General features: G+C 60.2%; 13 protein-coding genes. 7 read left to right on the top strand and 6 right to left on the bottom strand.

From position 1 onward, the window contains the following. Positions 1 to 83 precede the first annotated feature (83 nt). The 3 genes from U5L73_RS13540 to U5L73_RS13530 all read left to right on the top strand — a co-directional run bounded on the left by U5L73_RS13540 (position 84) and on the right by U5L73_RS13530 (position 1,658). On the top strand, positions 84 to 521 hold the full coding sequence (locus tag U5L73_RS13540) for a Cd(II)/Pb(II)-responsive transcriptional regulator (protein ID WP_322562834.1): 438 nt from the start codon (positions 84 to 86) through the stop codon (positions 519 to 521). Positions 522 to 527: 6 nt separating this feature from the next. Then, on the top strand, positions 528 to 845 hold the full coding sequence (locus U5L73_RS13535; RefSeq protein ID WP_322562833.1) for a YnfA family protein: 318 nt from the start codon (positions 528 to 530) through the stop codon (positions 843 to 845). A 306-nt stretch (positions 846 to 1,151) separates the two neighbouring features. Next, the gene (locus U5L73_RS13530) at positions 1,152 to 1,658 is read left to right on the top strand and encodes a DinB family protein (RefSeq protein WP_322562832.1); all 507 of its coding nucleotides are present in this window, start codon (positions 1,152 to 1,154) and stop codon (positions 1,656 to 1,658) included. A gap of 78 nt (positions 1,659 to 1,736) precedes the next feature. Here the strand turns inward: U5L73_RS13530 and kynA are convergent, their stop codons facing one another. Beyond that, complete coding sequence (kynA, locus tag U5L73_RS13525) at positions 1,737 to 2,576, bottom strand: tryptophan 2,3-dioxygenase (RefSeq protein ID WP_322562831.1); 840 nt, start codon at positions 2,574 to 2,576, stop codon at positions 1,737 to 1,739. A 115-nt stretch (positions 2,577 to 2,691) separates the two neighbouring features. Further along, positions 2,692 to 3,999 (bottom strand): kynureninase, encoded by a 1,308-nt coding sequence (gene kynU, locus U5L73_RS13520; protein ID WP_322562830.1) that lies wholly within the window; start codon positions 3,997 to 3,999, stop codon positions 2,692 to 2,694. A gap of 123 nt (positions 4,000 to 4,122) precedes the next feature. Here kynU and U5L73_RS13515 point away from each other — a divergent pair, with 123 nt between their 5' ends. Beyond that, positions 4,123 to 4,599, top strand: coding sequence for an Lrp/AsnC family transcriptional regulator (locus U5L73_RS13515; RefSeq protein WP_322562829.1), 477 nt, complete (start codon positions 4,123 to 4,125; stop codon positions 4,597 to 4,599). Positions 4,600 to 4,612: 13 nt separating this feature from the next. Here U5L73_RS13515 and argF read toward each other — a convergent pair whose 3' ends face one another. Both argF and U5L73_RS13505 read right to left on the bottom strand, forming a co-directional pair. After that, positions 4,613 to 5,584 carry an ornithine carbamoyltransferase gene (gene argF, locus U5L73_RS13510; protein WP_322562828.1) on the bottom strand — a complete coding sequence of 324 codons (972 nt, stop codon included), beginning with the start codon at positions 5,582 to 5,584 and terminating at the stop codon, positions 4,613 to 4,615. After that, entirely contained in the window at positions 5,581 to 6,798 is a 1,218-nt protein-coding gene (locus U5L73_RS13505) for an aspartate aminotransferase family protein (RefSeq protein ID WP_322562827.1), read from the bottom strand. Before U5L73_RS13505 ends, argF begins: the two co-directional genes overlap by 4 nt. A 242-nt stretch (positions 6,799 to 7,040) precedes the next feature. Between U5L73_RS13505 and U5L73_RS13500 the strand changes: the two genes are divergently transcribed. Further along, a complete protein-coding gene (locus U5L73_RS13500) occupies positions 7,041 to 7,370 on the top strand; it encodes a DUF3579 domain-containing protein (protein ID WP_322562826.1) in 330 nt (109 codons plus the stop codon). Positions 7,371 to 7,493: 123 nt separating this feature from the next. On the opposite strand, the gene rpsT is transcribed toward U5L73_RS13500, so the two are convergent. Next, the gene (gene rpsT / locus U5L73_RS13495; protein ID WP_094478292.1) at positions 7,494 to 7,793 is read right to left on the bottom strand and encodes a 30S ribosomal protein S20; all 300 of its coding nucleotides are present in this window, start codon (positions 7,791 to 7,793) and stop codon (positions 7,494 to 7,496) included. A 67-nt stretch (positions 7,794 to 7,860) separates the two neighbouring features. Beyond that, positions 7,861 to 9,162 (bottom strand): diguanylate cyclase, encoded by a 1,302-nt coding sequence (locus U5L73_RS13490; protein ID WP_322562825.1) that lies wholly within the window; start codon positions 9,160 to 9,162, stop codon positions 7,861 to 7,863. Between the two features lie 120 nt (positions 9,163 to 9,282). Here U5L73_RS13490 and murJ point away from each other — a divergent pair, with 120 nt between their 5' ends. Beyond that, complete coding sequence (murJ, locus tag U5L73_RS13485) at positions 9,283 to 10,848, top strand: murein biosynthesis integral membrane protein MurJ (protein ID WP_322562824.1); 1,566 nt, start codon at positions 9,283 to 9,285, stop codon at positions 10,846 to 10,848. 15 nt (positions 10,849 to 10,863) lie between these two features. Then, positions 10,864 to 11,718, top strand: a complete 855-nt coding sequence (locus tag U5L73_RS13480; protein ID WP_322562823.1) for a SirB1 family protein — start codon at positions 10,864 to 10,866, stop codon at positions 11,716 to 11,718. Positions 11,719 to 11,735 lie beyond the last annotated feature (17 nt).

Below are 11,735 nucleotides of genomic sequence, written 5' to 3'. Positions count from 1 at the left end.
TTCCTAAAAGTGCACAATCTCGGGATTTGAAACCCCGTAGTGGCTACAGAGTCAACCCCCATCACCAATTAACGGAGAACGGCTTGCGAATCAGAGAACTAGCCCAAGCCACCGGCGTGGATGTCGAAACAGTCCGCTACTACGAGAAGCAGGGCCTGCTGCTGTTGCCCGCGCGGCAGGACAATGGTTACCGCGACTACGCGAACGCACACTTGGAGCGCCTCGCCTTTATCCGCCACTGCCGCGCGCTGGAAATGCCGCTGGCCGATATCCGCCGCCTGCTGGGTGCGCTGGATGCCCCGGGCAATCCTCACCCCGACGTAGACCGGCTCGTGCAGGAGCAGATTGAGCGGGTTCGGGCGCGGCTCAAGAGTATGCGTGCGCTGGAGAAGCAGTTGTTGCTGCTCAGGGCCAGTTGCGGGCGGTGCGATGAAGACAGCGCCGATTGCGGCATCCTCAAGGAACTCGTGGCTGCCGCGCACGGTGAAGCCTGTGCCTGCCATCCCCATCTTGCACACTGATCCGCCATGAAGACTTTTCTGTTGTACGTGGCGACCGCCCTGGCCGAGATCGTCGGCTGCTACCTGCCATGGCTGGTGTTGCGGCAGGGTGCAACGGTATGGCTCTTGCTGCCAGCGGCGGCCAGTCTGGCGCTGTTCGCCTGGCTGCTGACCTTGCATGACGCCGCCTCTGGCCGGGTGTATGCGGCTTATGGGGGTGTCTACATTGGCGCCGCCATCGCGTGGTTATGGGCGGTGGATGGCGTGCGGCCTTCGACCTGGGACGTGACGGGTGCCGCCGTGGCCTTGGTGGGCATGGGGATCATTGCATTTCAGCCGCGCTGAACAGGTTTCTTGTTCGTGTTCGATCTTTAATGCCCGGTTACGGAAATCTCGCGATCATTCAAACGTCAGGCTCGAATGACAGCAACCAGCCTGAAGGCGTCGTAGTTTCAGAATTTGTGAACGGCTGCACCTGGCCCTAAGCAGCAAGAAATGGGTTCGTTCCCGAGCTTTTGTTGAGCGGAAATACTGCAACTACAGCCGCCCTAGGAGCTTTACTCCCGGCCGTTGCCCAGTTCAAGAGCAGCACGGCCCCGAAGTGTCCATCCAAAAATCCGTTTGCCCCCCAGCCCCACTCCTGAGCCCGCCATGTCCCTCGCCATCCTTAAAACCCTGTTCGCTCAAAAGACGTGGGCCAATGCCGAGTTGTTTGATGCCATGCACCTGGTGGACCCGGTGCAGCATGCTGAGCCGTTGCACACGGCCACCCGCACGCTGAATCACATTTACGTGGTGGATCGCATCTTCCGCGCCCATTTGTTGGGCGAGGCGCATGGCTACACCCAGACCAATACTGACGACACGCCCGCCTTGCGCGACTTGCATTTCGCCGCTGCCGAAACGGACCACTGGTTTGAAACCTATGTGGCGGAGCTGAGTGAATCTGCGCTGGCCGAGAACCTGAGCTTTCAGTTCACCGACGGAGACGCCGGCCGCATGACGCGCGAGGAAGTGCTCTTCCACGTGCTGGCCCACGGCTCATACCACCGTGGCAATGTGGAGCAGGTACTCAAGGGCATAGGCATGGCGCCGCCGCGTGACTTGCTCACCAAGTTTTTGCATCAGCGCGAGCCGGCACGGCGCCAGCCCGCTTGAGCAGCAGATTGCTACTTATTTGATAGCTGCTCGCGTTGATTCCACGAGCGCTAGAAGCCTATTTGGCCTGTAGCTGGTCTACAGCGCCGTGCGCAGCGTCCAAATCTCGGGGAACAGCACCACGTCCAGCATCTTGCGCAGGTAGCTCACGCCACCGGTGCCACCGGTGCCGCGCTTGAAGCCGATGACGCGCTCCACGGTGGTGACGTGGCGGAAGCGCCAGAGGCGGAAGGCGTCTTCCAGGTCGGTCAGCTCTTCGGCCAGTTGGTACAGGTCCCAGTGGGCTTTGGGGTCGCGATAGACCAGCAGCCAGGCGGCCTCGACTTCGGGGCTGGCGGTGTAGGGCTGGGTCCAGTCGCGCTCCAGGTGGCTGGCGGGCACGGCTATGCCACGGCGGGCCATGAGCTTGAGGGCTTCGTCGTACAAGGACGGTGCTTCATACGCCGCTTGCACTACGGCCAGCCGCTCGGGCGCATGGGCGTGGGGCTTGAGCATGGCAGCGTTTTTGTTGCCCAGCGAGAACTCAATGCAGCGGTACTGAAAACTCTGAAATCCGCTGCTTTGGCCCAAGTAAGGCCGCATGGCGGTGTACTCGGGCGGCGTCATGGTGGCCAGCACGTCCCAGGCGTGCACCAGCTGCTCCATGATTTTGCTCACACGCGCCAGCATCTTGAAAGCGGGGGGCAGGTCGTCCTGCGCAATGTGGCGCATGGCGGCGGTGAGCTCATGCAGCATGAGCTTCATCCACAACTCGCTGGTCTGGTGCTGGATGATGAAGAGCAGCTCGTCGTGCGTGGGCGACAGCATGTGCTGCGCCGACAGGATGGTGTCGATCTGCAGGTAGTCGCCATAGCTCATGGTTTTGCTGAAGTCGAGCTGGGCTTTTTCGTCAGCCACAATTTTTTCTTTAGATGTCATAGGTAACTCAAGAGGTGGACGGGTGGCGCAGGTGGGGGCCGATTTGCTGACCCGCAGGGTCTGATGAGGCCCCGGCCTGTGCCGCCCGGCCGCCTCGTGCAAGCGCCAAGGATGTTCAGGTCACCGCATGCTTCTGGTTGAACTCGGGCTTTTGCCATTCGCCGCTCTCCAGCACCTGGCGCAAGTGCTCCACCGCATTCCACACATCTTCAAACCCGATGTACAGCGGCGTAAAACCAAAGCGCAAGATGTCCTTGTGGATGCCGCCATCGCCCGCGCGGTAGTCGCCAATCACGCCACGCGCAATCAGCGCCTGCACCATGGCAAATGCGCCGGAGCCCAAGGAGCCACCGGCGGTGTGCTCGCGGGTCAGGCACACCTGCGAGCCGCGCTGGGCGTGCGCACGTGGGGTGGCCAGGCCAATGCCATAGCCTTGGCAGCGGTCTTCCACCAGCTGGATGAACAGGTCCGTCAAGGCCAATGACTTGGCGCGCAAAGTCGCCATGCCGCCCAGCTTGTCGGCAGCTTCAAAAGCTTCCAGCCCGCAGCCCAGCAGCGACATGCTGACGATGGGCTGGGTGCCACACAGGTAGCGGGTGATGCCGGGTGCGGGTTGATAGTCGGGGGTGAAAGCAAAGGGCGCCGCGTGGCCCCACCAGCCGGCCAAGGGCTGCCAAAAGCGATCGGCATGCTTGGGGTGCACCCACACAAAGGCGGGCGCGCCGGGGCCGCCGTTCAGGTATTTGTAGCCACAGCCCACCGAGAAGTCGGCGTCTGACGCCTTAAGGGGCACCGGCACCGCGCCTGCGCTATGCGCCAGGTCCCACACCATGAGCGCCCCGGCGGCGTGGGCCGCAGCGGTCACGGCGGGCATGTCGTGCATGGCGCCGGTGCGGTAGTTCACGTGGGTGAGCATCAGAACGGCCACGTCGGCATTCAGTGCGCCCGCGATCTCTTCCGGCTCCACCAGCTTGAGGGTGTAGCCACGTTCCTTGCACAGGCCCTCTGCAATGTAGAGGTCGGTGGGGAAGTTGCTGCGCTCGCTCACGATGAGCTTGCGCTGCGGCGCGTCTTGCGCGGCGATGGACAAGGCCGCAGATAAGACCTTGAACAGGTTAATCGACGTGCTGTCGGTGGCCACCACTTCATCGGCATCCGCGCCAATCAGCGGGGCAATGCGGTTGCCCAGGCGCTGCGGCAGGTTGAACCAACCGGCGGTGTTCCAGGAGCGGATCAGGCCTTGGCCCCATTCCTGGGTGACGACTTCCGCAGCGCGGGCGGCAGCGGTTTTGGGCATCACGCCCAGCGAGTTGCCGTCGAGGTAAATCACGCCTTCGGGGATGTCAAACAGGTCGCGCAGCGGGCGCAGGGTGTCGGCCGCATCACGGGCGCGGCAGTCGTTTAGGGTGAGGGGAGTGGTCATGGTGTCTCAGGGAGGGTGGTTTTGCGAAATTATGTGTTGGCGCCTTTGAAATGTTGATATTTAATCTTAGGTATTCATTAAATGGACTAAGTTAGTCTTTGACGTGAGTTTGGAGAATTATTTATGCAGCAAGTCACCGATAAAGCCGACCGCCTGCTGCTGCGGGCCCTGCAAGACAACGCCCGCCTGACTTCCGGCGAGCTGGCGCAGATGGCCCATTTGTCGCAGTCGCCCACGTGGCGGCGCGTCAAGCAGCTCGAAGAGACGGGCACCATCAAGGGCTACCACGCCGCACTGGACCGGCGGGCGCTGGGCTACAGCGTGCTGGCCTTTGTGCTGATCGGCATTGACCACCAGAACGAAGCCTCGTCCCAGGCCTTTGTGCAGGCAGTGTCCGAGATTCCCGAGGTGGTGCAATTCCACGCGATCTCGGGGCAGGCGGATTTTTTGGTGGGGCTTGTGGCCCGCGACCTGGACCACTATTCCGAGCTGTTGCAACGCAAGCTGCACCGCCTGCCGGGCGTGCGGCAGGTGCAGTCTCACTTTTCGCTGCAGGAGTTCAAGGGGCAGATGGCGGATCTGCCGGTTCCCTTAGATTGAGCGGGCTGGCGGCTCAGAGCTTGCCGAGCAGCAGGTACTCCATGAGCGCCTTCTGCACGTGCATGCGGTTTTCGGCTTCATCCCAGACCACGCTTTGCGGGCCGTCGATGACTTCGGCTTCCACCTCTTCGCCACGGTGTGCCGGCAGGCAGTGCATGAAGATGGCGTTGGGCGCGGCCACGGCCATCATTTTGCGGTCCACGCACCAGGCGGCAAAGGCTTTGCGGCGGACTTCGTTCTCAGCCTCGTAGCCCATGCTTGTCCACACATCCGTGGTGATCAGGTCTGCGCCCTCACAGGCTTCCATCGGATCGCTATAGGTTTTATAGCTGCCCGCGCCCATTCCGCCTGCGCTAGCGGCCAATTTCTCATTGACTTCATAGCCGCTGGGCGTAGACACGCGCAGATGGAAGCCCAGCTTGGCGGCGGCCTGCAGCCAGGTGTTGGCCATGTTGTTGCCATCGCCCACCCAGGTCACGGTCTTGCCCTGGATAGGGCCGCGGTGCTCGATGTAGGTGAAGATGTCCGCCAGGATCTGGCAGGGGTGGAACTCGTTGGTCAGGCCGTTGATGACGGGCACCCGCGAGTTGGCCGCAAAAGCTTGCAGCTTGGTTTGCTCGTAGGTGCGGATCATCACGATGTCGGTCATGCGGCTGATGACCTTGGCGCTGTCCTCAATTGGCTCGGAGCGGCCGAGCTGGCTGTCGCCGGTGGTTAGGTGCACCACGCTGCCGCCCAGCTGGTACATGCCGGCCTCAAAACTCACACGGGTGCGGGTGGATGCCTTCTCGAAGATCATGGCCAGCGTGCGGTCCACCAAGGTGTGGTGCCGCTCAAAGCGCTTGAATTTGGCTTTGATGAAAGCTGTGCGCTCCAGCAGATAGGCGTATTCGTCGGCACTGAAGTCGTCAAACTGCAGGTAGTGCCGCACGGGCGGCGCGCCTTGGGGCAGGGTGCTGGGGATTCCGTGGTTCAGGGGGCTCATGCGGTTTCCTTCAGGAAAGCAGAAATCAAGGGTGCAATGATGGCGACGATCTCATCGGCCTCGGCAGCGGTCAGAATTAGTGGGGGCACCAAGCGCACCACGCTGTCCGCCGTCACACTCATCAACAAGCCAGCATCGGCTGCGCGTTGCACCAGGGCGCCGCAGGGCTTGGACAAGTCCACACCCAGCATCAGACCCAGGCCGCGCACTTCTTTCACGCCGCCGTTGGCGAGCTCTGCTTTCAGGGCGGCTTCGAGCCCGGCTTTCAGGTGGGCGCCCACCTTCTCGGCATTGGCCAGCAGACCTTCCGCTTCCATGATGCGGATGGTTTCGACCCCGGCGCGCATGGAGAGCGGGTTGCCGCCGAAGGTGGAGCCGTGGTTGCCGGGTTGGAAGATGGTGGCGGCTTTGGGGCCCACCACCACGGCGCCCACCGGCACGCCGGAGCCCAAGCCCTTGGCCAGGGGCATCACGTCGGGCTGGATGCCGGCCCACTGGTGGGCAAACCACTTGCCGGTGCGGCCCATGCCACACTGCACTTCGTCAATCATCAAGAGCCAGTCGCGCTGGTCGCACAGGGCGCGCACCTCGCGCAGGTAGTCCATGTGCATGGGGTTCACGCCGCCTTCACCTTGGATGGCTTCAAAGAACACGGCCACCACATTGGGGTTGCCTTCGGTGGCTTTTTTCAGGGCGTCGATGTTGTTCACCGGCACGCGGATAAAGCCTTCCACCAGCGGGCCGAAGCCGGTCTGCACTTTGGGGTTGCCCGTAGCACTCAGGGTGGCAATAGAGCGGCCGTGGAAAGCCTTCTCGTACACCACCACTTCAGGGCGCTCAATGCCCTTGTCGTGGCCGAACTTGCGGGCCAGTTTCAGCGCGGCTTCGTTGGCTTCCAAGCCGGTAGAGCAGAAAAACACATTGCGCATGCCCGAGCGTTCCACCAGCAGTTGGGCCAGCTCTTCCTGCAAGGGAATGTGGTAGTAGTTGGAGGTGTGGATCAGCCGGGTAAGCTGGTCCTGCAGCGCGGGCACCAGTGTCGGGTGGTTGTGGCCCAAGGTGTTGACCGCGATGCCGCCTAGCGCGTCCAAGTATTCCTTGCCGTTCACGTCCCACACGCGGCAGCCTCGTCCATGGCTCAGGGCGATGGGCAGTCGGCCGTAAGTGTTCATCACGTGGGGTGAAGACGGCGTGGTAACGGTGGCGGCGGTCATGCGGTAACTCCGGGGTTGGCTAAAAAACAGATCGGCCCGACTGCTGCAAAGGCCAGTCGGGCCGTTGAAGCCTGATTTTAGGCGCACTGGCGATGGCGGTTTCGTGACAAATCCACATCACACTGATGTGCGTCGGCATAGCTGGTTTGTCATCTCCCTGACAGCGGAGCGGGTAGAATTCTTGTGCGTCGCAGCACTGTCATGAGCCGGTGGGCGAACCCCCTGAAATTTTCCACGCACTGATGGCCACCACTCCTCCAAAAGAACTCTACATCCTGGGAATCACGCGGCAAGGCAAGACCTTTCGCCCCAGTGACTGGGCGGAGCGTCTGGCCGGTGTGATGAGCCAATTCCGCCCCGGCGGCGCCACCCGCGGTAGCCATCTGGGCTACTCGCCATGGTGCGTGCCCACCTCGATCGGGCAGGTGAAATGCGTCATCGTGCACCCCGACTTGCGCGACTACGATGTGATGGCTTGGGACTTCTGCCTGAACTTCGCCCGTGACAACGATCTGCAGGTCAGTGAGACCCGCCCTGAGGCGCCTGCTGCTCGTCCGGCAGCCTCCGAATAATTTTTTGTCCTGACGACAGAAACAAAAAAGCCGATCAGATGAACGGCTTTTTTGCTTTTGCTGACAGCGCACCCTTACAAACGGCGAACCTTGTTGCCAAGGTCCGTGCGATTGCCTAAGCGATTAGGCTGCGAGTGCCAAGGCTTTCACCTTGGTAGCCAAACGGCTCTTGTCGCGTGCTGCTTTGTTCTTGTGGAAGATGCCCTTGTCAGCCACGGTGTCCACCACGGCTTGCATCTTGGCAAACAATTCTGCGGCTTTGGTCTTGTCACCAGCCACAACTGCCTTTTCCACGTTCTTCACCGCGGTGCGGTATTTGGAACGCAAAGAAGTGTTTGCTGCATTGATTTTGATGTCCTGACGGACGCGTTTACGGCCCGACGCCAGGCGTGGGTTCTTTTTCTTGGGTTTACCAGATGCCATGATTAATATTCCTTGTGTTGGAGGATGTTGTCAGCAAAGCCGACGATTATATACCGGCTGTCACAAATCATCCAACCAAGCGATTCCGTCCTTGGGCCTTTGCCTCGTACAAGCGTTGATCAGCCACATGGAGGAGGGCGTTCAAGTCTTCATCGTGTCCGCCATGGATTCCTATACTGATAGTGACCTTGATCTCTTCGGGCATACCCTCCGCAGTATTGAGAGGTAGCAACTCCCGGAACGCATCGAGCCGGGGCCGCAAGAGCTCGACAGTGTGGGATTCGCTAAATAGCGCGAACTCTTCGCCGCCGATGCGGGCCACCAGGGCATCCGGAAAGTGCTTTTTCAAATAATCGGCAACAAAACGGATCACGATGTCTCCGTTTGCATGGCCGAAGCGGTCGTTGATGGATTTAAAGTGGTCGATATCCAACATGGCGACCACTACAGGTTGCGCTGCGGTTTTGGCGGAACCATGACGCAAGCCGCCTTGCTCGAAAAAATGCCGCCGGTTGTAAAGGCCCGTCAACGCGTCTACGTTGGCCAGGTGGTGCAAGCGGTCCACCAACTCCAGCATCTCCAGGTTTTGGTTGACCCGGCAGGTCATTTCTTCAAATGAATAGGGTTTGGATATGAAATCGTTGGCCCCGTGCTTCAAGAAGCGTGCGGAGATGTCCGAATGGTTTTCTCCGGAAATGCCAATAATGGCGAGGCGCTCTTTGCCCATGGTTCGGCGTGCCTCGGTAACGAACTCGAAACCGTCCACCACCGGCATGTTGTAGTCCACCAAAGCGAGCTTGATGTCGGGCTGCGCAGTGAGTGTGGCCAGGGCTTCACGCCCGTTATGGGCTATTTGTACATTCAACCCCTGCATGGAGAGCATCCTGCGGATGACCTCCAGCGAAGAGGGCGAGTCGTCGGCCACCAAGACCTTGAGCCCGGCATTCCGGATGAGCCGGCTCAGCCATTGCACCGCGTATTCAAAGGAGGGCAGCCCCTTTTTGAGTACATAGTCGACGATCAGCCCCTGCGTCATCATGTTGCGGATGTCTTTGGTGATCGTTCCTGTCAGGGCAATAGCAGGAATGTGTTTGGCCGCAATCAACTCGAAAACCTCCCCATAGGGGGCATCGGGCAGGTTGGCATCGCAGACTGCAGCAAAAATTTCGTGGCCGTGTTGCTCGAGGAGTGCGCTGGCCTCAGCCAGTGTTGCAGCGTTAAGAACCGTGCACTGCCACGCCTTTTTGACCATGCTGGTGAGCATTTCGGAGAGTGCTCTTTGGTCTTCCACGATCAAGACACAGCTTTTTCCGGGCGGCATGGATGCTGCACGCGCGGGCCTGAACGAATGGCGCAGACTTGTTTTCATAAAGTATCCAACGATAGGGCCCCAAATAGGGCGCCAGACCCCTAATTCAAACATGAAATGACACGTAGCGGAGTGTTGGCGTCGATTCTCCACCTGCCTTGCGCCGCTACACTTCGGGCTGTGAGTCTCATCAAATCTGTATCTACCGTGTCCCTGTGGACACTGGCCTCCCGGGTCACAGGCCTGGCCCGCGAGCTGTTGGTTGCAGCTGCGTTTGGCGCCAGCGCAATGACCGACGCTTTCAACGTCGCTTTTCGCATCCCCAATCTGTTTCGCCGTTTGTTTGCCGAAGGCGCCTTCAGCCAGGCCTTTGTGCCGGTCTTGGCCGCCAGTAAGGCCAAAAATGGTGATGTCGCCACTAAGCTGCTGGTGGACCGGGTGGCCACCCTGCTGGCCTGCGCTTTGGTCGTAACGTGTGTTTTAGGTGTGATCGCCTCGCCGCTGCTGGTGTGGGCCATGGCGAGTGGATTGCAGAAAGATCCGGCCGGCTACGACGCGGCCGTATTCATGACCCGCTTCATGTTTCCTTACATCGGCTTTATGTCGCTGGTGGCTCTGTCGTCCGGAATATTGAACACTTGGAAGCGCTTTGCCGTGCCAGCTGCCACACCCGTTCTTTTGAACATAAGCATGATTGGAGCCGCTTGGTTGCTGGTGCCCTGGTTCAAAGGGCAGGGTATTGAGCCGATTTACGCCATGGCAGTCGGGGTAATGGTCGGCGGTCTGCTGCAACTCTTGGTGCAAGTTCCGGCCCTGAGCCGTTTGGGCATGCTGCCGCGCTTCAGCCTGCAGTGGGTCATTTTGCGGGAAGCCTGCGCCGACCCTGAGACGCGGCGAATCGGCAAGTTGATGTTGCCGGCCTTGCTGGGTGTGAGCGTGGCCCAGATATCGCTGTTGATCAACACCCAGATCGCTTCGCACTTGCCGACCGGCAGCGTGAGCTGGCTGACCTATGCCGACCGCTTGATGGAATTTCCCACTGCCATGCTGGGAGTCGCCTTGGGGGTGGTGCTGATGCCGCAGCTGGCCGGCGCGCGAGCGAGAGATGATGGTGCCGGCTACTCCGCCTTGCTGGATTGGGGGCTGCGCATTGTGGTTTTGTTGGCGGTGCCCTGTGCGGTGGGCTTGTTGACGTTCTCTAAACCCTTGGTAGCTGTGCTGTATCACTACGGTGCATTTACGGCATTGGACGTGCAGCAAACCACCTGGGCTCTGATGGGCTGGGGTGCGGGCTTGGTAGGGATCGTTGCCATCAAAGTGCTGGCCCCGGGTTATTACGCCAGCCAGGACATCAAAACGCCGGTCAAGATTGCGGTGGTGGTGTTGATTGCTACCCAGTTGATGAACCTGGCGTTGGTGCCGATGTTTCAACACGCAGGCCTGTCTCTGTCGATCAGCCTGGGTGCCTTGATCAATGCCACATGGCTCTTGATTGGCTTGCTGCGCCGCGGCAGTTTCCAGCCTTCTTCGGGCTGGGGGCGCTTTTTGCTTCAGGTGGTGGCATCCTCCGCGGTCTTGGTGGTTTACCTCCTCTGGGCCGCAGGTCTGGTGGATTGGGTGGCCATGCGCGCCCAGCCCTGGTTGCGCATCGGTTGGCTGATCCTTTTGATGGCAGGCTCTGCCGCAGTATATTTTGGAGCCTTGTGGGCGGCGGGTTTGAATGTGCGCCACTTCTTGAGGCGCTAAACCAGGAGGATGAGCATGAAGTTGGATCTGACAGTCCCCTCCGCGCTGGAGTATTTCGCCAGTTTGGTCGGCAGTGACCGTGACTTGGCGCTCTTTGAAGCCGCTCTCAGCTTGGGCCAAGACGAATACCCGGAGCTCGATCTGCAAGCCAGCATGGCTGAAGTGGATCAATTGATAGCCCGCCTGCAACGTCGCCTCGCCGACGACGCATCCGCGCTGCAGCGGGTGCGGGTGCTGAACCAGTTTTTCTTCACAGACCTTGGCTTCGCCGGCAACGTCAATAACTATTACGACCCGGACAACAGTTTTGTGTCACAGCTGCTGCGCACGCGCCGCGGCATCCCGATTTCGTTGGCTGTGCTTTGGATGGAGTTGGCCCAAGGTTTGAAGCTGGACGCCCAAGGGGTCAGTTTCCCCGGGCATTTCATGGTCAAGGTGAATCTGCCGATGGGCCAGGCGGTCATTGACCCGATGTCGGGCCGATCACTCAGCAAAGAGGAATTGTCTGAAAAGCTGGAACCATTTCGCCGTCGCAGCGGCTTGGTGAACGACTTTGAAGCGCCTTTGGGCCTGTACTTGCAAGCCGCATCGCCCCGTGAAATTCTGGCGCGCATGCTGCGTAACTTGAAAGAGATCTACCGCTCACAGCAGGATTGGCCGCGCTTGCTGGCGGTACAGGAGCGCTTGGTAGTGCTGTTGCCGGAGTCTTGGCCCGAGTATCGCGATCGTGGCTTGGTGCATGCCGAGCTGGGCAACTCACGGCAGGCACTGTCGGACTTGGAGCTTTATCTGGAGCATGCCAGCCGTATGGTGGATACCGAGCAGATCGTGGAGCAGGTCAAAATTCTGCGTATCCAAACCGGCATCTAGGCGCCGGGCAAGCGCTT

Origin of the sequence: Rhodoferax sp., assembly GCF_034520025.1 — a bacterium.
Classification (GTDB): Bacteria; Pseudomonadota; Gammaproteobacteria; order Burkholderiales; family Burkholderiaceae_C; genus Allorhodoferax.
Note: the sequence above shows the minus strand (reverse complement) of the source record. Positions and strands in the feature narration are given on the sequence as shown.